This window comes from Lentibacillus songyuanensis, from assembly GCF_039548255.1.
Taxonomy (GTDB): domain Bacteria; phylum Bacillota; class Bacilli; order Bacillales; family Amphibacillaceae; genus Lentibacillus_C; species Lentibacillus_C songyuanensis.
Window position 1 is genome coordinate 29,750 of sequence record NZ_JBCLVH010000012.1, and the last position, 18,078, is coordinate 47,827.

Here is an 18,078-nt window from a genome sequence, read left to right on the forward strand (position 1 = left end):
TACAGCTGGTGTAGAAGGCCGTGCACAAGGACGCTCTAAATACGGTACGAAACGACCAAAGAAAAAATAACTCACTTAAGATGACTTAGAGACGAAGGAAAGGAGGGGAGACATATGCCACGTAAAGGACCAGTACCTAAACGCGATGTCTTGCCGGATCCATTATACAAATCAAAATTAGTAACCCGTTTGATCAATCAAATTATGATCGATGGAAAACGAGGTAAAGCGCAAAAGATCCTCTATAATGCATTTGAACTTGTTGGTCAACGCAGCGGTCAAAATGCAATGGAAGTTTTTGAACAAGCAATGAAAAACGTCATGCCTGTACTAGAAGTACGTGCTCGCCGTGTTGGTGGTTCGAACTACCAGGTACCAATGGAAGTGCGACCAGAACGACGCCAAGCATTAGGTCTTCGTTATATTGTTAATTACTCACGTCTTCGTGGGGAGAAGACAATGGAAGAACGCCTTGCAAACGAAATTTTAGATGCATCAAACAACACTGGTGCAGCAGTTAAGAAACGCGAAGAAATGCACAAGATGGCAGAAGCAAACAAAGCGTTTGCTCACTATCGCTGGTAATAACCATACTAAATGTTTTCACAGGAAGGAGAAGAATACATGGCAAGAGAGTTCTCCTTGGAAAAGACACGCAACATTGGGATTATGGCACATATTGATGCCGGTAAGACCACGACAACAGAGCGTATTCTTTTCTACACAGGACGTATTCACAAGATTGGTGAAACACATGAAGGTGCATCGCAAATGGACTGGATGGAGCAGGAGCAGGAACGTGGAATCACGATTACTTCTGCTGCAACAACTGCTCAATGGAAGAACCATCGTATCAACATCATTGATACACCGGGACACGTAGACTTCACAGTAGAAGTGGAGCGTTCATTGCGTGTGCTTGATGGAGCTGTAACAGTTCTTGATGCGCAATCAGGTGTGGAGCCGCAGACAGAAACCGTATGGCGCCAAGCAACTACTTATGGCGTACCGCGGATTGTGTTTATTAACAAAATGGATAAGATTGGTGCAGACTTCTTGTACGCTACCGGGACATTAAAGGATCGGTTAGGTGCCAATGCACATCCGGTTCAGTTGCCGATTGGTGCGGAAGATAACTTTGAAGGTATCATTGATCTTATTACAATGAAAGCTTTTTATTATGAAGATGATTTGGGTACTCGGGCGGAATCCCGTGATATCCCAGACGAGTATAAAGAAAAGGCTGAAGAGTTACGTGCGGCGTTAGTTGAGGCTGTTTCAGAGTTAGATGAAGATCTGATGATGAAATATTTGGAGGGCGAAGAAATTTCTGAAGAGGAATTGAAAAACGCTATCCGCCAGGCAACATTGAATGTTGAGTTCTACCCAGTATTTTGCGGTTCGGCATTCAAAAATAAAGGTGTTCAATTGATGCTTGATGGTGTCATTGATTACCTGCCAGCACCAACAGATGTACCACCAATTGAAGGTGTTTTACCAGACTCGGAAGAAACAGTCACACGTCCATCTGATGATAGTGCTTCATTCTCGGCATTGGCTTTTAAAGTAATGACTGATCCATACGTTGGTAAATTGACATTTTTCCGTGTTTATTCCGGTAAATTAGACTCCGGGTCATATGTAAAAAACTCTGTTAAAGATAAACGGGAACGGGTTGGCCGTATTTTACAAATGCATGCTAATTCACGTCAAGAAATATCGACTGTTTATTCCGGTGAAATTGCTGCTGCAGTTGGTTTGAAAGACACCAGTACAGGGGATACACTTTGTGATGAAAAGGATTTGGTTATCCTTGAATCCATGGAATTCCCTGAACCAGTTATTTCCGTAGCAATTGAACCAAAAACCAAAGCAGACCAGGATAAAATGGGTATTGCATTAGGTAAACTAGCTGAAGAAGACCCTACATTCAGAACAGAAACAAACGCCGAAACCGGTCAAACAATCATTTCCGGTATGGGTGAGCTTCACCTTGACGTTATCGTTGACCGTCTGAAACGGGAATTTAAAGTGGAAGCAAATGTAGGTGCACCACAAGTAGCCTATCGTGAAACCTTCCGTGCTGCCGCTGAAGTCGAAGGTAAATTTATTCGTCAATCTGGTGGGCGCGGACAATATGGTCATGTTTGGGTTAAAATTGAACCAAACGAAGAAGGTGCCGGTTTTGAATTTGAAAACAAGATCGTTGGTGGAGTTGTTCCACGTGAATACATTCCAGCCGTTGAAACAGGTATCAAGGAAGCCTTGGAATCTGGTGTATTAGCTGGTTATCCGCTGATCGATGTTAAAGCATCCCTGTTCGATGGAAGCTATCACGATGTTGACTCAAACGAGATGGCCTTTAAGATTGCTGGATCGATGGCACTTAAAGCAGCTAAAAACAAATGTAAGCCGGTATTGCTTGAACCAATTGAGAAGGTAGAAATTACTATTCCTGAAGAATACATGGGCGATATCATGGGCGATGTAACGTCCAGACGTGGTCGTGTGGAAGGAATGGAGGCTCGCGGGCCAGTTCAAATGATTAAAGCATTTGTTCCGCTTTCGGAAATGTTTGGTTATGCAACTGCATTACGTTCAAACACTCAAGGGCGCGGACAATACACGATGCATTTTGATCACTATGAAGAAGTACCAAAGAGCATCTCAGAAGAAATTATCAAGAAAAATGCTGGTGAATAATTGATTTTTTGTTAAATCTAACGTATAACTTTAGTGAAGGCTAGGAAAATAACCTTAGACAAGTTATTTTCCTGCTCTATAAAACATACATGTTCACTTAATAAAAGGAGGAACTATAAATGGGTAAGGAAAAATTCGATCGCTCGAAAAGTCACGTTAACATTGGAACAATCGGTCACGTTGACCATGGTAAAACAACACTAACTGCTGCAATTACAACTACATTGCACAAAAAATCTGGTAAAGGTACTGCAATGGCTTATGACCAAATCGACGGTGCTCCAGAAGAAAAAGAACGTGGAATTACAATTGCAACATCTCACGTAGAGTATGAAACAGATACTCGTCACTATGCACACGTTGACTGCCCTGGTCACGCTGACTATGTTAAAAACATGATCACTGGTGCTGCACAAATGGACGGCGCGATCCTTGTTGTATCTGCTGCTGATGGTCCAATGCCGCAAACTCGTGAGCACATCCTGTTATCGCGTAATGTTGGGGTACCTGCAATTGTTGTATTCCTTAACAAATGTGACATGGTAGACGATGAAGAATTATTAGAATTAGTTGAAATGGAGGTTCGTGATCTATTAACAGAGTACGACTTCCCTGGTGATGATGTACCAGTTATCAAAGGTTCTGCACTAAAAGCGCTTGAAGGCGATGCAGACTATGAAGCTAAAATTTTCGAATTGATGGATGCAGTTGATGAATACATTCCAACACCTGAGCGTGATCATGAGAAGCCATTCATGATGCCTGTTGAGGACGTATTCTCTATCACTGGCCGTGGTACAGTTGCAACTGGTCGTGTAGAGCGTGGATCCGTTAAAGTTGGGGACGAAGTGGAAATCATCGGTCTTGCTGAAGAAGCTTCGAAAACAACAGTAACTGGTGTAGAAATGTTCCGTAAGCTTCTTGACTATGCAGAAGCTGGTGACAACATTGGTGCATTGCTTCGTGGTGTTGCACGTGAAGATATCAACCGTGGTCAAGTATTAGCTAAACCAGGTTCGATTACACCACACACAAACTTCAAAGCAGAAGTTTATGTGTTGTCAAAAGAAGAAGGTGGACGCCATACGCCTTTCTTTGCTAACTACCGTCCACAATTCTACTTTCGTACAACAGATGTAACAGGTGTTATTACATTACCAGAAGGCGTAGAAATGGTAATGCCTGGGGACAACATCGAAATGAATGTTGAGCTAATTTCCCCAATCGCTATTGAAGATGGTACTCGTTTCTCTATCCGTGAAGGCGGACGTACTGTTGGATCAGGCGTTGTAACAACGATCGAAAAATAATAGTCGACTAAAATTGAAAACTAGCTAGTATATGTAAAAAAACAGACGGTGTGACGACATCGTCTGTTTTTTTGCAATTACACCCATTTAAAAGAGTTAAGGGACAGGAGCATAACCAAAACCTTCTATAATAAAGACGTACGATTACAGAATGGGGCTATAAAAAGTATTTTTTAAATGAGATATCCTAAGACGCAGTTGATGGAAAATGCGGGGTAAGAAGTTGTTGATTTCCAAATACGTGTGCTGGTACCGCCGTCCGGGTGAGGGGAGGGCGGATGCTTTCCGTGGGCACGGCCTCAGCCTCCTTGCCCATGCAACAGGGGTATGCCGACGTTGGTCGACAAGCCCGTTCTTAGTCGGCCTTCCTTATTATATCGGAAGGAATGGCATAGGTGAGACCCCGGAGTGCGTCACAAGCAAGGATGGAAGGCTAAGTACGCGACGTCCTGTCGTAACGCCTTCATGACCAACATCGTGTTGGCCCGAGGCTCACGGGTTACCCACGGAAAGCGTAGTGTATTTCCGTAGTGGTAAGATAACTACTATCCGAAGTTATGTCGCATTTTATCTATATTGTACTCCTAAAAGTCTTACCGATAAGAGGGGCATCTTCGTTGAGATTCAAATCTTTCTAAGTTTGGGGTTCTATAGGGTAAAATACGTTTGTATCAGTCTGTTATGCACCCTTGCTCCAAGAGTTATATATTAAAAACGATACCTAGGCAGGTGTTCGGCACTCGTCTATCTGTATTTTTCACGAAAAATCCCCGCCATCCCTTGCATTCCGTGTAAAAAGTACGTATAATACATAGATGTGCAATCTATTGGGTACTAACCTCGAAAAAGGGTTGCATTGACCATGATTCTTCTATATAATAGAAATGTTGGTCATGAAGGCGATGAAGTGAAAGGTTGTTGAAACACCCGGCCCCTTTGCCATGGCGGGTGGTCAAGAAATTTTCACGGAGAATGTCTATTATAAAATGGGCGAAAAGGAGGGAAAATAATGGCAAAAGAAAAGATAAGAATCCGTTTAAAGGCGTATGATCACCGCATTTTGGATCAGTCTGCTGAAAAAATTGTAGAGACTGCAAAGCGTTCAGGTGCTGCTGTGTCTGGTCCGATTCCGTTACCAACAGAGAAATCTGTTTATACGGTATTGCGTGCGGTTCACAAGTACAAAGATTCACGTGAGCAATTTGAAATGCGCACACACAAACGGTTAATCGATATTGTTAACCCAACACCACAAACGGTTGATTCGTTAATGCGTCTTGACTTACCATCCGGTGTGGATATTGAAATTAAATTATAATATAACATGTATTAATAGGAGGTGTAACGGATGACGAAAGGAATCTTAGGTCGTAAAATCGGCATGACGCAATTATTCTCTGATGCTGGAGAATTAATCCCTGTTACAGTGGTTCAAGCTGAGCCAAACGTGGTCTTACAAAAGAGAACGTTGGAGAATGACGGGTATGAAGCAATCCAGATCGGCTTTGCTGATGAGAAAGCATCACGTACAAACAAAGCTGAAAAGGGCCATGCTGAAAAAGCTAATACAACCCCTAAGCGCTACGTTCGTGAAATCCGTGACGCGAATCTTGATGAATATGAAGTAGGTCAAGAAATTAGCGTTGAAGTATTTCAAGCTGGAGATAAAATTGATGTAACTGGAACATCTAAGGGTAAAGGGTTCCAAGGTTCGATCAAACGTCATAATCAGCAGCGTGGACCAATGGGACATGGATCACATTACCATAGAGGCCCAGGTTCAATGGGTGTTATTGACCCAATGCGTGTATTTAAAGGCAAAAAGTTACCAGGTCAAATGGGTGGCGAGCAAGTAACCATCCAAAACCTTGAAATAGTTAATGTAGATACCGAACGTAATCTATTGCTAATCAAAGGGAATGTTCCTGGTGCGAAAAAATCGTATATAAAAGTTACGAGTGCAATAAAGGCTAATTAATCATATAAACGAAGGGAGGATATGTCATGCCTAAAGTAGCACTATTTAAACAAGATGGTTCACAAGCAGGAGATATGGAACTGGTAGATTCCGTTTTTGGCATTGAACCAAATACACATGTATTACACGATGCTGTTGTTATGCAGCAGGCATCAATGAGACAAGGCACACATGATGTGAAAAATCGTTCCGAAGTACGCGGCGGTGGTCGTAAACCATGGCGTCAAAAAGGTACCGGGCGTGCTCGTCAGGGTTCTATTCGTTCACCACAATGGGTTGGCGGTGGAACTGTATTTGGCCCAACACCACGGAGCTACAGCTACAAACTACCAAAAAAGGTTCGTCGTTTAGCACTTAAATCAGCCTTGTCTTCTAAAGTTCAGGAGGATAATCTTGTTGTTCTTGACGACATCGCAATCGATGCACCGAAGACAAAAGAAGTGGTTAACATGCTAAATGCGCTTCATGTTGATAATAAGGCATTGATTGTTACCGCAGATAAAAACGAAACAGTCATTCGTTCAGCAAACAATCTTCAAACAGTAAAAGTACTTACTGTAGAAGAAGTAAATGTACTAGACTTGCTTACGCATGACAAGCTGATTCTAACAAAGGATGCAGCTGAAAAAGCAGGGGAGGTGCTTGCATAATGAAGGATCCAAGAGATATTATTAAGCGCCCTGTCATTACAGAGCATTCATCTGATTTAATGGCAGAAAAAAAATATACAATCGAAGTAAACCCCAAAGCAAATAAAACAGAGATCAAAGATGCTTTTGAACTCGTTTTTGGTGTGAAAGTTATCAAAGTAAATACAATGAATTTAAAAGGTAAGTTCAAGCGTATGGGCCGGTATGGCGGATATCGCTCAGATCGTAAAAAAGCTATCGTACAGCTTTCAGAAGACAGCAAAGAACTGGACTTCTTTGAAGGCTAAAAGATTCATGTGAAGGAGGGAAAATAAGATGGCGATTAAAAAATTCAGACCAACATCAAATGGTCGACGCAACATGTCTATATCTGACTTTGCGGAAATCACGACGGATCAACCAGAAAAGTCTCTGTTAAGCCCGATCTACAAACGCGGCGGTCGTAATAACCAGGGAAAATTAACGGTACGTCATCAAGGTGGCGGACACAAGCGTCAATATCGTATCATCGACTTCAAACGTGATAAAGATGGTATACCAGGACGCGTTGCTACGGTTGAATATGATCCAAACCGCACAGCAAACATTGCATTAATTCATTATGCAGATGGTGAGAAACGCTATATATTGGCACCAAAAGGACTTAAAGTAGGACAAAAAATCGAATCTGGTGTGAATGCTGACATTAAACTGGGAAATGCATTACAGTTAAAGGATATTCCTGTTGGTACAGTTATCCACAATGTCGAATTAAAACCAGGAAATGGTGGACAATTGGCCAGATCAGCAGGTGCCGAGGCTCAAATCCTGGGTCGTGAAGGTAAATACAGCCTTGTTCGCTTAGCTTCCGGCGAAGTGCGGTTGGTTCTTTCAACATGCCGCGCAACGATTGGTCAAGTTGGAAATGTGGAGCATGAACTGATTCGTGTTGGTAAAGCTGGACGCTCACGTTGGTTAGGTATACGCCCGACTGTTCGTGGATCGGTTATGAACCCGAACGATCACCCACATGGTGGTGGTGAAGGCCGTGCGCCAATTGGACGTAAATCACCGATGTCCCCTTGGGGTAAACCTACACTTGGTTACAAGACTCGTCAGCGCAATAAACAAACAGATAAGTATATCGTGCGTTCACGTAAAAAATAACGGTATATAGACGGGAAATACCGACCCGTCTCTAACTTTGAAAGGAGGTTTATCCATGGGTCGCAGTTTAAAAAAAGGACCTTTTGCAGATGACCATCTAATGAAGAAGATAGAGAAATTAAATGAAGATGACAAGAAACAAGTCGTAAAGACATGGTCTCGTCGTTCAACTATATTCCCTCAATTTGTTGGTCACACTGTCGCTGTTTATGACGGACGCAAACATGTTCCAGTCTATGTAACAGAAGACATGGTCGGACATAAATTAGGTGAATTCGCGCCAACCCGTACGTATAGGGGACACGCCGGTGCTGATAAGAAAACAAAACGCTAATGAGAGGAGGCACTCTACATGCAAGCTAGAGCCGTTGCAAAATCCGTTCGTATTGCTCCTCGTAAGGTACGTTTAGTCATTGATTTAATTCGAGGAAAAAATGTTGGTGAGGCGATTGCAATCTTACGCCATACCCAACGTGGTGCTTCTCCAGTCGTAGAAAAGGTTCTTAATTCTGCAATCGCGAACGCTGAGCACAACTACGAAATGGATACAGATAGTCTGGTTATTTCTGAAGCATTTGTAAACGAAGGTGCTACATTGAAACGTTTTCGTCCACGTGCACAAGGACGTGCAAGTAAAATTAACAAACGCACTAGCCACATAACCGTGGTTGTAACAGAAAAGAAGGAGGGATAGTCAGTGGGTCAAAAAGTAAATCCTCAAGGTCTGCGCGTCGGTGTTATTCGTGACTGGGAGTCAAAATGGTACGCAGGCAAAGACTATGCAGACTTACTACATGAAGATATTAAAATTAGAGAATATCTTGAGAATCGCTTGCGCATTGCTGCTGTTTCTTCTATTGAAATCGAACGTGCAGCAAATCGCGTAAACATCACGATTCATACTGGTAAACCGGGTATGGTTATCGGTAAAGGTGGTTCTGAAGTAGAAGCTTTACGTAAATCGTTAAACAGCTTGACCGGCAAACGTGTACACATCAACATTGTTGAAATTAAGAAGGTTGATTTAAATGCAAAGCTGGTTGCTGATAATATTGCTCGCCAATTAGAAAACCGGATCTCATTCCGTCGAGCACAAAAGCAAGCAATTCAACGTGCTATTCGTGGTGGAGCAAAGGGAATTAAAACACAAGTTTCCGGACGTTTAGGCGGAGCGGACATCGCCCGTGCGGAACATTATAGTGAAGGAACAGTGCCATTACACACATTGCGTGCTGACATTGATTATGGAACAGCAGAAGCAGACACTACTTACGGTAAACTTGGTGTTAAAGTGTGGATCTACCGTGGTGAAGTCCTTCCAACAAAAACCGAAAAATAAGGAAGGGGGCAACGCATTATGTTAATGCCAAAACGTGTAAAATATCGTAGACAACACCGTGGCCGTATGAAAGGTCAAGCAAAAGGTGGTAAAACAGTATCATTTGGTGAATACGGCTTGCAAGCACTTGATGCATCTTGGATTACAAGTCGTCAAATTGAGGCAGCACGTATTGCCATGACTCGTTACATGAAACGTGGCGGGAAAGTATGGATTAAAATTTTCCCTGATAAGCCATATACAAAGAAACCCCTTGAAGTTCGTATGGGTTCCGGTAAAGGAGCTCCTGAAGGATGGGTAGCAGTAGTTAAGCCAGGTAAAATCATGTTTGAAATCGCCGGAGTACCTGAGGAAGTAGCACGCGAAGCATTACGTCTTGCTTCTCATAAACTGCCGATTCGAACTAAATTTGTAAAACGTGAAGAAATTGGTGGTGAAATCAATGAAGGCTAATGAAATCAGAGAACTAACCACTGCCGAAATTGAACAAAAGGTTAAAACGTTAAAAGAAGAATTATTTAACTTGCGCTTCCAGCTGGCAACTGGCCAATTGGAAAACACCGCACGTATCCGTGAAGTGAAAAAGTCAATTGCACGTATGAAAACCGTTGTACGCCAACGTGAAGTAAGTGTAAATAACTAACGGAAATATGAGAGGAGGTTACCCTCAAAATGACGGAACGTAATAATCGAAAAGTATACACTGGCCGTGTTGTTTCAGACAAAATGGATAAGACCATTACGGTTGTAGTTGAAACATACAAATTCCATAAGCTGTACGGTAAACGTGTAAAATACTCGAAAAAATTCAAAACACATGATGAGAACAATCAAGCAAAGATCGGCGATGTTGTACGCATCATGGAAACTCGCCCGCTTTCAGCTACCAAGCGTTTTCGTTTAATTGACGTTGTGGAAGAAGCGGTAATTATCTAAGTGTAGTTCGCTAAGGAAGATCCGAAGGGAGGTCTCAAGGATATGATACAACAAGAAACTCGTTTAAAAGTTGCAGATAACTCTGGTGCTCGTGAAGTCTTAGCTGTTAAAGTGTTGGGCGGATCAGGACGTAAGACTGCTAACATTGGTGATGTCATTGTCTGTTCGGTAAAACAAGCAACACCAGGTGGCGTTGTCAAAAAAGGTGAGGTCGTAAAAGCGGTTGTTGTTCGAAGTAAATCAGGAATGCGTCGTAAAGATGGATCATACATTCGTTTTGATGAAAATGCTGCCGTAATCATCCGTGATGACAAGAGTCCAAGGGGTACACGTATTTTCGGACCAGTCGCTCGCGAATTGCGTGATGCAAAGTTCATGAAAATCGTATCTCTAGCTCCAGAAGTATTATAAAGCGAAAATGAAAAGCCTTGTCAAGGAGGTGCGTTAAGCATGCATGTAAAAAAAGGTGATAAAGTAAAAGTAATTTCCGGTAAAGACCGCGGAAAACAAGGAACCATATTGGAAGCATATCCCAAAAAAGAACGTGTACTTGTTGAAGGAATTAATATGATTAAAAAGCACGCAAAGCCTTCACAAGATAACCCACAAGGCGGGATTCTTAATCAGGAAGCACCAATTCACGTTTCTAATGTAATGCCAATTGATCCAAAATCGGGTGAACCAACTCGTGTTGGCCACGAAATTCGGAATGGCAAAAAAGTCCGCATCGCGAAAAAATCCGGTGAAGCATTAGATAAGTAATTTGCAAGCGAAAGGAGGGCGCTCGTGATGAATCAACTTAAACAAAAATATCAAGATGAGATCTTGCCATCTTTGATGAATAAATTCAATTATAAGTCCGTTATGCAAGTGCCAACAATTGAAAAAATCGTTATCAATATGGGTGTTGGCGATGCAGTTTCAAATTCAAAAGCATTGGATAGTGCAGTTGAAGAACTAGCTTTAATTTCTGGGCAGAAGCCAATGATTACTCGCGCGAAGAAATCAATTGCTGGTTTCCGTCTGCGTGAAGGAATGCCTATCGGTACAAAAGTTACCCTTCGCGGTGAACGTATGTATGAATTCCTACAAAAGCTTGTTTCTGTTTCCTTACCACGTGTACGTGACTTCCGTGGGATTTCGAAAAAAGCTTTTGATGGCCGCGGTAACTATACGTTAGGTATCAAAGAACAATTGATTTTCCCAGAGATTAATTACGATAAAGTAAATAAAGTGCGCGGTATGGATATTGTTATTGTAACAACATCAAATACCGATGAAGAAGCACGTGAATTGTTGGCTCAGTTCGGCATGCCTTTCCAAAAGTAGTCTGCGTGAGGTTTGTAGTAAGAGCTAATACAAGGAGGGAAAATTGTGGCTAAGAAATCAATGATTGCGAAACAAAAACGCCCACAAAAATATCAAGTTCGTGAATATACACGCTGTGAACGTTGTGGCCGTCCACATTCTGTAATTCGTAAATTTAAACTATGCCGTATTTGTTTCCGTGAACTTGCCTATAAAGGTCAAATTCCTGGTGTCAAAAAAGCAAGCTGGTAAACCCGTTTTGGGAAAGGAGGTAATGAGTAATGGTTATGACAGATCCAATTGCAGATATGCTAACTCGTATTCGTAATGCTAATATGGTAAAACACGATAAGCTTGAGCTTCCAGCATCGAAAATTAAAAAAGAAATCGCTGATATCCTCAAACGTGAAGGGTTCGTGCGTGATTATGAATTCATTGAGGACTCAAAGCAGGGTGTGTTGCGTATTTTCCTTAAATACGGTGCGAATAGCGAAAAAGTAATTACAGGTATCAAACGTATCAGTAAGCCAGGACTGCGTGTATATGCAAAAGCTGACGAGGTGCCACGTGTACTGAATGGTTTAGGCATTGCAATCGTCTCAACATCTAAAGGTGTGCTATCTGATAAAGAAGCACGTACGCAAGCTGTTGGTGGCGAAGTTCTTGCCTATGTCTGGTAATTAACATTTTGAATTGAGGAGGTGTATGGAATGTCTCGTATCGGACTTAAGCCAATACAAATTCCAGATGGTGTCGAAGTTAAACTTGATGGAAATCACATTACAGTAAAGGGCGCGAAAGGTGAATTATCCAGAAATTTTTCCAGTGAGATGAAGGTTGTGATTGCGGATAATGTCATTACCGTTGAACGTCCAAGTGATCATAAAGATCATCGTGCATTGCACGGCACAACCCGCAGCCTGATCGCAAACATGGTTGAAGGAGTTTCAAAAGGCTTTGAAAAAGGTCTTGAAATTATTGGTGTCGGTTATCGTGCACAAAAACAGGGAAACAAACTTGTAGTTAACGCCGGTTATTCACATCCAGTAGAAATTGAACCCCAGGATGGCATTGAAATTGATGTTCCAAAAAACACACAAGTCGTTGTTAAAGGAATTGATAAAGAATTAGTTGGCGCGGTTGCTTCCAATATTCGTGCAATCAGACCACCTGAGCCTTATAAAGGAAAAGGTATTCGCTATGCTGGTGAATATGTACGCCGTAAAGAAGGTAAAACTGCTAAGTAAGATTAGTTAGGGTAGAGAAAGGAGTGACCTAGATGATCACAAAGCCTGACAAAAATGCAGTACGCAAAAAAAGACATGTACGTGTTCGTAAAAACCTTTTTGGTACCGAAACACGCCCACGTCTAAATGTGTACCGTTCGAATAAACACATTTATGCACAATTAATTGATGACATTAACGGTCAGACATTAGCAAGTGCATCTACGAAAGACAAGGAATTGCAAGTAGAAACTTCAGGTAATGTAGAGGCAGCTAAACAAGTCGGTGCATTAGTTGCTAAACGTGCCCAGGATAAAGGTTATAAATCAATTGTATTCGATCGTGGAGGCTATCTTTATCATGGACGTGTGAAAGCTTTGGCAGATGCTGCAAGAGATGCAGGTCTTGAATTTTAATCGATAAAGGAGGGACATATTACATGCATATTAGTATTGATCCAAACAAATTAGATCTTGAAGAACGCGTGGTTACCATTAACCGTGTTGCAAAAGTAGTAAAAGGTGGACGTCGTTTCCGTTTTGCTGCATTGGTTGTTGTTGGCGATAAGAATGGCCATGTGGGTTTTGGTACTGGTAAAGCGCAGGAGGTACCGGAAGCAATTAAAAAAGCTGTGGATGATGCCAAGAAAAACTTAATTGAAGTACCAATTGTTGGCACAACTATTCCACATGAAATCAATGGACGCTTTGGTTCTGGTAATGTATTGATGAAACCTGCCGCAGAAGGTACAGGAGTTATCTCTGGCGGACCGGTTCGTGCCGTACTTGAGCTAGCGGGTGTTGGTGATATCTTGACAAAATCACTTGGAGCAAACACACCTATTAATATGATTCGTGCTACTTTAAATGGACTGACAAACTTGAAGCGCGCAGAAGAAGTTGCGAAACTACGCGGAAAGTCTGTAGAAGAACTGTTAGGATAAGGAGGGAAATACTATGTCTAAAAGGTTAGAAATCACCCTCAAGCGCAGTGTTATTGGTCGGACAGTAGGGCAAAAACAAACTGTTGAAGCGTTAGGACTTAAAAAAATTCAACAGACCGTTACTCATGAGGATACACCATCTGTTCGGGGCATGATTAATAAAGTATCCCATCTGGTAGCAGTGAAAGAGGTTTAATCAAACATTAGCGTAAAGGGAGGTGCTCGTATGAAACTTCATGAATTAAAGGCATCAGAAGGAACTCGCAAAAGCAGAAATCGTGTTGGTCGCGGCTCGTCATCTGGTAACGGAAAAACATCCGGCCGGGGACATAAGGGACAAAAAGCTCGTTCAGGCGGCGGTACTCGTCTAGGTTTTGAAGGTGGCCAAATGCCATTGTTCCAAAGCCTGCCTAAACGTGGCTTTACGAACATTAATCGTAAAGATTTCGCTATTGTGAATCTGGATGCATTAAATCGATTTGAAGACGGCACAGAGGTTACACCTGAGCTATTACTTGAAGAAGGTGTCGTAAGCAAACTTAAAGCTGGCATTAAGGTGCTTGGCAAAGGTGCTATCGAAAAGAAACTGACAGTAAAAGCTCATAAGTTCTCTGCTTCAGCACGCGAAGCTATTGAAGCAGCGGGCGGTCAAACTGAGGTGATTTAATGTTCCGTACAATCTCCAATTTTATGCGCATAGGTGATATCAGACGGAAAATTATTTTCACACTATTGATGTTAATCATATTCCGTCTTGGTACATTTATTCCTGTGCCATTTACAAACAAAGAAGCAATTGATTTTATGAACCAGCAAAATGTATTCGGGTTTTTGAATACATTTGGTGGTGGGGCACTAAAAAACTTCTCCATCTTTGCTATGGGGATCATGCCTTACATTACAGCTTCAATCATTATGCAATTACTTCAAATGGATGTTGTACCGAAATTAGCTGAATGGAAAAAGCAAGGGGAAATGGGACGTAAAAAGCTTGCCCAAGTCACCCGTTATGGTACAGTCGTGCTCGCTTTTGTTCAGGCAATAGCAATGTCAATCGGGTTTAATGCGATGGCCGGTGGTCAGCTCATTTCTAACCCTGGTATTTTGACCTTCATTATTATTGCGATTGTCTTAACTAGTGGCACAACATTTTTGATGTGGCTTGGTGAACAAATCACCGCCAGTGGTGTTGGAAACGGGATTTCGATTCTGATTTTTGCTGGGATTGTTGCAGCCATACCGAATGGCGTAAAACAACTGTACGTCCAGTATTTCGATAAACCAGGTGATGAGTTGTTTATCAATATTGTTATTGTTGCGTTAATTGTATTGGTCGTTATCGCGGTGACAGTTGGTGTTATTTTCATCCAACAAGCATTACGTAAAATACCAATCCAATATGCGAAAAAACTTGTCAATCGTTCGCCTGTTGGCGGTCACTCCACCCATTTACCACTGAAAGTAAATGCTGCAGGAGTTATTCCGGTAATTTTCGCCATTGCTTTTATTATGGCACCAAGAACGGTTGCCGGTTTGTTTGAAGACAATAAGATCGCATCAACCATTGAGAATATATTTGATTATACCCAGCCAATCGGGATGATCGTGTATGTAGTATTAATTATTGCGTTCACATTCTTTTACTCTTTTGTTCAAGTCAACCCAGAACAAATGGCAGAGAATTTACAGAAACAAGGCGGATATATTCCGGGCATTCGACCTGGAAAGAAGACGCAGGATTATTTAACCCGAGTGTTGTATCGTCTTACACTTGTAGGATCGCTATTTTTAGCAGCCGTTTCGGTTTTACCTATCATTCTAGGTAAACTTGGGAATCTGCCCACATCCATTCAAATTGGCGGAACGAGTTTGCTGATCGTTGTTGGTGTCGCGCTGCAAACGATGAAAAAGTTGGAAAGTCAACTTGTCAAACGACACTACAAAGGCTTTATCAAGTAACGAAGGCATTAGCCTCAAAAGAGCGGGGGGAAAGTTGTTGAATTTAATTTTAATGGGTCTTCCCGGTGCCGGGAAAGGTACCCAGGCAGAAAAAATTGTTGAAAATTATCACATCCCTCATATCTCGACAGGAGATATGTTCCGTTTAGCAATCAAAGAAGGAACAGAGCTTGGCAAAAAGGCAAAAGAATTTATGGATCAAGGTGCACTAGTTCCGGATGAGGTAACCATTGGTATCGTGGATGAACGTTTACGTAAAAGTGATTGTCAGAACGGATTTCTTCTCGATGGTTTTCCACGGACAATTGCACAAGCGGAAAGCTTGCAGTCACTATTAACAAATATGGGTAAAACGATTGATTACGCCTTGCATATTGATGTACCAGAGGAGAAATTGGTAGAGCGTCTAACTGGGCGCAGAATCTGCCCAACATGTGGCGCGACATATCATGTGTTGTATAACCCTCCTAAGCAAGAAGGAATCTGCGATAGGGATGGTTCCGCGCTCATTCAACGTGATGATGATACAGCCGAAACAGTGAAAAAACGTTTAGCCGTGAACATCGAACAGACGAAACCGCTGCTTGATTTTTACGACGAAAAGGGATATCTGGTAACCGTAGACGGCGATCGCGAAATCGACCAAGTCTTCCAAGATATTCAAGCGAAAATAGAAAATTAAGCATTCTGCTGTATGGGGATGCAATTCTGTCTGTAAAAATGTATAATATAACAGTGTGTGTGATTTGGGTAGCACATGATTACTTGATATAGAAGTGACACAGGTAGTTGACACATGATAACTTTAAAATCCTTCGAAAAGGGATTTATATATTATAGCCTAAGTGAAGGTGATCGTTGTGGAGGAAGCTGATTCGGTTCCGCAGTTGGGTCAAGTTGTTCGAATTAAGCAGGGACGTGAGACTGGCCAATATGCAGTAGTCATAAAATTAATTGACGAACGGTATGTCTTACTAGCAGATGGGGAAAAACGTAAATATGATCGGCCAAAGAAAAAGAACTTACATCATATTGAAGTTATGGATTATATCTCTCCAGAAGTCCAAAACAGCCTTCTAGAAACTGGTCGTGTCACAAATGGGAAATTACGGTTTGCCATAACTAAATTTGTCAATGAGGTTGTGACTGATTTGAAGAAGGGAGATCTACACGATGGCGAAAGACGATGTAATTGAAGTGGAAGGTACCGTAACGGAAACATTGCCAAATGCGATGTTTAATGTCGAGCTTGAAAATGGCCATACCGTTTTAGCTCATGTGTCTGGTAAAATTCGTATGCATTTCATACGTATCTTACCCGGCGATAAAGTAACGGTAGAACTTTCACCATATGATTTAACTAGGGGACGAATTACGTACCGTTATAAGTAATATGGAGCTCCGATATTAAAGGAGGTAACGAAGATGAAGGTAAGAGCATCTGTAAAACCGATTTGCGAGAAATGTAAAATCATTAAGCGAAAAGGTAAAGTAATGGTGATTTGTGAAAATCCAAAACACAAACAGAAGCAAGGCTAACCAGAAGTCAGGTGTCAGAGGTCAGATATCGGATTTATGGTTATCATTAATAAACAGGAGGTGCTAATTTTTATGGCACGTATTGCAGGTATAGATATTCCACGTGACAAACGTGTAGTCATCTCATTAACCTATATTTATGGTATTGGGAAAACCGTAGCAAAAGAAGTCCTTAAAGAAGCAGGCGTTTCAGAAGACACTCGTGTACGTGATCTTACAGAAGATGAGTTGGGACGAATTCGTAAAGCTGTTGATGGATATACAGTTGAAGGTGACCTTCGTCGTGAAGTATCCCTTAACATTAAACGTCTAATTGAGATCGGCTCTTATCGAGGAGTTCGTCACCGTCGCGGATTGCCGGTACGCGGTCAAAAGACGAAAAACAATTCTCGTACTCGTAAAGGCCCACGTCGTACGATAGCAAACAAGAAAAAATAATGTGAAGGAGGGTAAATATCAATGGCTCGTAAAACAAATACACGTAAACGTCGTGTGAAAAAGAATATTGATACGGGTATCGCGCATATCCGTTCTACATTTAACAATACAATTGTGACGATTACGGATGTGCAAGGTAATGCGATTGGCTGGAGTTCTGCAGGTGCTCTTGGATTTAAAGGCTCCCGTAAATCAACACCGTTTGCTGCACAAATGGCAGCTGAAACAGCAGCGAAATCAGCTGTGGAGAACGGTATGAAAACCTTAGAAGTAACGGTTAAAGGCCCTGGTGCAGGTCGTGAAGCTGCAATTCGTTCGTTGCAGGCTGCAGGGTTGGAAGTTACAGCTATTCGTGACGTAACACCAGTTCCTCACAATGGTTGCCGCCCACCAAAACGTCGCCGTGTGTAAGTGATTCCGTACGTATATAATTTGTCACCTGAGTCTATAATGGGTTATGATGGCTAAAAGTGGAAAGAAAGTGAAGATCTCTTTTTACCAACAGCATCTGAGTTGACAAGATGATACGAATGATATAATAGTGCAGAAACGCCAACTGCCTATTTGAGGAATTTCGGTTAGACTTCTTCTGTCTAACCGGGG

31 protein-coding genes and 1 pseudogene are annotated in these 18,078 nt (G+C 41.9%); all 32 read left to right on the forward strand.

The features are described from left to right. A pseudogene (locus tag WMZ97_RS12620) lies at window positions 1-70 on the forward strand (30S ribosomal protein S12); the annotation flags it as partial. A gap of 44 nt (window positions 71-114) precedes the next feature. After that, window positions 115-585, forward strand: coding sequence for a 30S ribosomal protein S7 (gene rpsG / locus WMZ97_RS12625; protein ID WP_343272451.1), 471 nt, complete (start codon window positions 115-117; stop codon window positions 583-585). Between the two features lie 39 nt (window positions 586-624). Further along, window positions 625-2,703 carry an elongation factor G gene (gene fusA, locus WMZ97_RS12630; RefSeq protein WP_343272452.1) on the forward strand — a complete coding sequence of 693 codons (2,079 nt, stop codon included), beginning with the start codon at window positions 625-627 and terminating at the stop codon, window positions 2,701-2,703. A gap of 119 nt (window positions 2,704-2,822) precedes the next feature. Continuing rightward, on the forward strand, window positions 2,823-4,013 hold the full coding sequence (tuf, locus tag WMZ97_RS12635; RefSeq protein ID WP_343272453.1) for an elongation factor Tu: 1,191 nt from the start codon (window positions 2,823-2,825) through the stop codon (window positions 4,011-4,013). 1,009 nt (window positions 4,014-5,022) lie between these two features. Continuing rightward, a complete protein-coding gene (gene rpsJ, locus WMZ97_RS12640) occupies window positions 5,023-5,331 on the forward strand; it encodes a 30S ribosomal protein S10 (protein WP_106495531.1) in 309 nt (102 codons plus the stop codon). A 30-nt stretch (window positions 5,332-5,361) separates the two neighbouring features. Further along, entirely contained in the window at window positions 5,362-5,991 is a 630-nt protein-coding gene (gene rplC / locus WMZ97_RS12645; protein ID WP_343272454.1) for a 50S ribosomal protein L3, read from the forward strand. A gap of 26 nt (window positions 5,992-6,017) precedes the next feature. Further along, window positions 6,018-6,641 carry a 50S ribosomal protein L4 gene (gene rplD, locus WMZ97_RS12650; protein WP_343272455.1) on the forward strand — a complete coding sequence of 208 codons (624 nt, stop codon included), beginning with the start codon at window positions 6,018-6,020 and terminating at the stop codon, window positions 6,639-6,641. Beyond that, complete coding sequence (gene rplW, locus WMZ97_RS12655; protein WP_343272456.1) at window positions 6,641-6,928, forward strand: 50S ribosomal protein L23; 288 nt, start codon at window positions 6,641-6,643, stop codon at window positions 6,926-6,928. Before rplD ends, rplW begins: the two co-directional genes overlap by 1 nt. 28 nt (window positions 6,929-6,956) lie before the next feature. Next, window positions 6,957-7,787, forward strand: coding sequence for a 50S ribosomal protein L2 (gene rplB, locus WMZ97_RS12660; RefSeq protein WP_343272457.1), 831 nt, complete (start codon window positions 6,957-6,959; stop codon window positions 7,785-7,787). Window positions 7,788-7,842: 55 nt separating this feature from the next. Beyond that, window positions 7,843-8,121, forward strand: coding sequence for a 30S ribosomal protein S19 (gene rpsS / locus WMZ97_RS12665; protein ID WP_343272458.1), 279 nt, complete (start codon window positions 7,843-7,845; stop codon window positions 8,119-8,121). Between the two features lie 18 nt (window positions 8,122-8,139). Beyond that, window positions 8,140-8,481, forward strand: a complete 342-nt coding sequence (rplV, locus tag WMZ97_RS12670) for a 50S ribosomal protein L22 (RefSeq protein ID WP_343272459.1) — start codon at window positions 8,140-8,142, stop codon at window positions 8,479-8,481. 3 nt (window positions 8,482-8,484) lie between these two features. Then, window positions 8,485-9,126 carry a 30S ribosomal protein S3 gene (gene rpsC / locus WMZ97_RS12675; RefSeq protein WP_343272460.1) on the forward strand — a complete coding sequence of 214 codons (642 nt, stop codon included), beginning with the start codon at window positions 8,485-8,487 and terminating at the stop codon, window positions 9,124-9,126. 18 nt (window positions 9,127-9,144) lie between these two features. Further along, a complete protein-coding gene (gene rplP, locus WMZ97_RS12680) occupies window positions 9,145-9,579 on the forward strand; it encodes a 50S ribosomal protein L16 (RefSeq protein ID WP_343272461.1) in 435 nt (144 codons plus the stop codon). Then, window positions 9,569-9,769: a 50S ribosomal protein L29 gene (gene rpmC / locus WMZ97_RS12685; RefSeq protein ID WP_343272462.1), complete on the forward strand. Its 201-nt coding sequence runs from the start codon at window positions 9,569-9,571 to the stop codon at window positions 9,767-9,769. The genes rplP and rpmC overlap by 11 nt, the downstream gene beginning before the upstream one ends. 29 nt (window positions 9,770-9,798) lie before the next feature. Then, window positions 9,799-10,062, forward strand: a complete 264-nt coding sequence (gene rpsQ / locus WMZ97_RS12690; protein WP_343272463.1) for a 30S ribosomal protein S17 — start codon at window positions 9,799-9,801, stop codon at window positions 10,060-10,062. 42 nt (window positions 10,063-10,104) lie between these two features. Beyond that, the gene (gene rplN / locus WMZ97_RS12695; RefSeq protein ID WP_343272464.1) at window positions 10,105-10,473 is read left to right on the forward strand and encodes a 50S ribosomal protein L14; all 369 of its coding nucleotides are present in this window, start codon (window positions 10,105-10,107) and stop codon (window positions 10,471-10,473) included. Window positions 10,474-10,512: 39 nt separating this feature from the next. Continuing rightward, complete coding sequence (rplX, locus tag WMZ97_RS12700; protein WP_343272465.1) at window positions 10,513-10,824, forward strand: 50S ribosomal protein L24; 312 nt, start codon at window positions 10,513-10,515, stop codon at window positions 10,822-10,824. A 27-nt stretch (window positions 10,825-10,851) separates the two neighbouring features. Beyond that, complete coding sequence (rplE, locus tag WMZ97_RS12705) at window positions 10,852-11,391, forward strand: 50S ribosomal protein L5 (protein ID WP_343272466.1); 540 nt, start codon at window positions 10,852-10,854, stop codon at window positions 11,389-11,391. 45 nt (window positions 11,392-11,436) lie between these two features. Next, window positions 11,437-11,622 (forward strand): type Z 30S ribosomal protein S14, encoded by a 186-nt coding sequence (locus tag WMZ97_RS12710; RefSeq protein WP_019375521.1) that lies wholly within the window; start codon window positions 11,437-11,439, stop codon window positions 11,620-11,622. A 29-nt stretch (window positions 11,623-11,651) separates the two neighbouring features. Beyond that, window positions 11,652-12,050, forward strand: coding sequence for a 30S ribosomal protein S8 (gene rpsH, locus WMZ97_RS12715; RefSeq protein WP_343272467.1), 399 nt, complete (start codon window positions 11,652-11,654; stop codon window positions 12,048-12,050). A gap of 30 nt (window positions 12,051-12,080) precedes the next feature. Then, a complete protein-coding gene (gene rplF, locus WMZ97_RS12720; protein ID WP_343272468.1) occupies window positions 12,081-12,617 on the forward strand; it encodes a 50S ribosomal protein L6 in 537 nt (178 codons plus the stop codon). A 32-nt stretch (window positions 12,618-12,649) separates the two neighbouring features. Beyond that, complete coding sequence (rplR, locus tag WMZ97_RS12725; RefSeq protein WP_343272469.1) at window positions 12,650-13,012, forward strand: 50S ribosomal protein L18; 363 nt, start codon at window positions 12,650-12,652, stop codon at window positions 13,010-13,012. Between the two features lie 23 nt (window positions 13,013-13,035). Continuing rightward, window positions 13,036-13,539 carry a 30S ribosomal protein S5 gene (rpsE, locus tag WMZ97_RS12730; protein ID WP_343272470.1) on the forward strand — a complete coding sequence of 168 codons (504 nt, stop codon included), beginning with the start codon at window positions 13,036-13,038 and terminating at the stop codon, window positions 13,537-13,539. Window positions 13,540-13,552: 13 nt separating this feature from the next. Continuing rightward, window positions 13,553-13,735 (forward strand): 50S ribosomal protein L30, encoded by a 183-nt coding sequence (gene rpmD, locus WMZ97_RS12735; RefSeq protein WP_343272471.1) that lies wholly within the window; start codon window positions 13,553-13,555, stop codon window positions 13,733-13,735. A gap of 30 nt (window positions 13,736-13,765) precedes the next feature. After that, entirely contained in the window at window positions 13,766-14,206 is a 441-nt protein-coding gene (rplO, locus tag WMZ97_RS12740) for a 50S ribosomal protein L15 (protein WP_343272472.1), read from the forward strand. After that, entirely contained in the window at window positions 14,206-15,498 is a 1,293-nt protein-coding gene (gene secY / locus WMZ97_RS12745) for a preprotein translocase subunit SecY (RefSeq protein ID WP_343272473.1), read from the forward strand. Before rplO ends, secY begins: the two co-directional genes overlap by 1 nt. Before the next feature lie 37 nt (window positions 15,499-15,535). Further along, window positions 15,536-16,180 (forward strand): adenylate kinase, encoded by a 645-nt coding sequence (locus tag WMZ97_RS12750; protein WP_343272474.1) that lies wholly within the window; start codon window positions 15,536-15,538, stop codon window positions 16,178-16,180. A gap of 178 nt (window positions 16,181-16,358) precedes the next feature. Then, window positions 16,359-16,694: a KOW domain-containing RNA-binding protein gene (locus WMZ97_RS12755; protein ID WP_343272475.1), complete on the forward strand. Its 336-nt coding sequence runs from the start codon at window positions 16,359-16,361 to the stop codon at window positions 16,692-16,694. Next, the gene (gene infA, locus WMZ97_RS12760; RefSeq protein ID WP_010095735.1) at window positions 16,672-16,890 is read left to right on the forward strand and encodes a translation initiation factor IF-1; all 219 of its coding nucleotides are present in this window, start codon (window positions 16,672-16,674) and stop codon (window positions 16,888-16,890) included. The genes WMZ97_RS12755 and infA overlap by 23 nt, the downstream gene beginning before the upstream one ends. 33 nt (window positions 16,891-16,923) lie before the next feature. After that, entirely contained in the window at window positions 16,924-17,037 is a 114-nt protein-coding gene (gene rpmJ, locus WMZ97_RS12765; RefSeq protein WP_029267374.1) for a 50S ribosomal protein L36, read from the forward strand. A 72-nt stretch (window positions 17,038-17,109) separates the two neighbouring features. After that, complete coding sequence (rpsM, locus tag WMZ97_RS12770; RefSeq protein WP_343272476.1) at window positions 17,110-17,475, forward strand: 30S ribosomal protein S13; 366 nt, start codon at window positions 17,110-17,112, stop codon at window positions 17,473-17,475. A 21-nt stretch (window positions 17,476-17,496) separates the two neighbouring features. Further along, window positions 17,497-17,886 (forward strand): 30S ribosomal protein S11, encoded by a 390-nt coding sequence (rpsK, locus tag WMZ97_RS12775; RefSeq protein WP_343272477.1) that lies wholly within the window; start codon window positions 17,497-17,499, stop codon window positions 17,884-17,886. The last annotated feature ends 192 nt before the right edge of the window (window positions 17,887-18,078 follow it).

What these genes read in the sequence shown, in the direction of transcription:
- rpsG (WP_343272451.1), top strand. Translation starts at nt 115, where the DNA reads ATGCCACGTAAAGGACCAGTACCTAAACGCGATGTCTTGCCGGATCCA.
- fusA (WP_343272452.1), top strand. Translation starts at nt 625, where the DNA reads ATGGCAAGAGAGTTCTCCTTGGAAAAGACACGCAACATTGGGATTATG.
- tuf (WP_343272453.1), top strand. Translation starts at nt 2,823, where the DNA reads ATGGGTAAGGAAAAATTCGATCGCTCGAAAAGTCACGTTAACATTGGA.
- rpsJ (WP_106495531.1), top strand. Translation starts at nt 5,023, where the DNA reads ATGGCAAAAGAAAAGATAAGAATCCGTTTAAAGGCGTATGATCACCGC.
- rplC (WP_343272454.1), top strand. Translation starts at nt 5,362, where the DNA reads ATGACGAAAGGAATCTTAGGTCGTAAAATCGGCATGACGCAATTATTC.
- rplD (WP_343272455.1), top strand. Translation starts at nt 6,018, where the DNA reads ATGCCTAAAGTAGCACTATTTAAACAAGATGGTTCACAAGCAGGAGAT.
- rplW (WP_343272456.1), top strand. Translation starts at nt 6,641, where the DNA reads ATGAAGGATCCAAGAGATATTATTAAGCGCCCTGTCATTACAGAGCAT.
- rplB (WP_343272457.1), top strand. Translation starts at nt 6,957, where the DNA reads ATGGCGATTAAAAAATTCAGACCAACATCAAATGGTCGACGCAACATG.
- rpsS (WP_343272458.1), top strand. Translation starts at nt 7,843, where the DNA reads ATGGGTCGCAGTTTAAAAAAAGGACCTTTTGCAGATGACCATCTAATG.
- rplV (WP_343272459.1), top strand. Translation starts at nt 8,140, where the DNA reads ATGCAAGCTAGAGCCGTTGCAAAATCCGTTCGTATTGCTCCTCGTAAG.
- rplP (WP_343272461.1), top strand. Translation starts at nt 9,145, where the DNA reads ATGTTAATGCCAAAACGTGTAAAATATCGTAGACAACACCGTGGCCGT.
- rpmC (WP_343272462.1), top strand. Translation starts at nt 9,569, where the DNA reads ATGAAGGCTAATGAAATCAGAGAACTAACCACTGCCGAAATTGAACAA.
- rpsQ (WP_343272463.1), top strand. Translation starts at nt 9,799, where the DNA reads ATGACGGAACGTAATAATCGAAAAGTATACACTGGCCGTGTTGTTTCA.
- rplN (WP_343272464.1), top strand. Translation starts at nt 10,105, where the DNA reads ATGATACAACAAGAAACTCGTTTAAAAGTTGCAGATAACTCTGGTGCT.
- rplX (WP_343272465.1), top strand. Translation starts at nt 10,513, where the DNA reads ATGCATGTAAAAAAAGGTGATAAAGTAAAAGTAATTTCCGGTAAAGAC.
- rplE (WP_343272466.1), top strand. Translation starts at nt 10,852, where the DNA reads ATGAATCAACTTAAACAAAAATATCAAGATGAGATCTTGCCATCTTTG.
- rpsH (WP_343272467.1), top strand. Translation starts at nt 11,652, where the DNA reads ATGGTTATGACAGATCCAATTGCAGATATGCTAACTCGTATTCGTAAT.
- rplF (WP_343272468.1), top strand. Translation starts at nt 12,081, where the DNA reads ATGTCTCGTATCGGACTTAAGCCAATACAAATTCCAGATGGTGTCGAA.
- rplR (WP_343272469.1), top strand. Translation starts at nt 12,650, where the DNA reads ATGATCACAAAGCCTGACAAAAATGCAGTACGCAAAAAAAGACATGTA.
- rpsE (WP_343272470.1), top strand. Translation starts at nt 13,036, where the DNA reads ATGCATATTAGTATTGATCCAAACAAATTAGATCTTGAAGAACGCGTG.
- rpmD (WP_343272471.1), top strand. Translation starts at nt 13,553, where the DNA reads ATGTCTAAAAGGTTAGAAATCACCCTCAAGCGCAGTGTTATTGGTCGG.
- rplO (WP_343272472.1), top strand. Translation starts at nt 13,766, where the DNA reads ATGAAACTTCATGAATTAAAGGCATCAGAAGGAACTCGCAAAAGCAGA.
- secY (WP_343272473.1), top strand. Translation starts at nt 14,206, where the DNA reads ATGTTCCGTACAATCTCCAATTTTATGCGCATAGGTGATATCAGACGG.
- infA (WP_010095735.1), top strand. Translation starts at nt 16,672, where the DNA reads ATGGCGAAAGACGATGTAATTGAAGTGGAAGGTACCGTAACGGAAACA.
- rpmJ (WP_029267374.1), top strand. Translation starts at nt 16,924, where the DNA reads ATGAAGGTAAGAGCATCTGTAAAACCGATTTGCGAGAAATGTAAAATC.
- rpsM (WP_343272476.1), top strand. Translation starts at nt 17,110, where the DNA reads ATGGCACGTATTGCAGGTATAGATATTCCACGTGACAAACGTGTAGTC.
- rpsK (WP_343272477.1), top strand. Translation starts at nt 17,497, where the DNA reads ATGGCTCGTAAAACAAATACACGTAAACGTCGTGTGAAAAAGAATATT.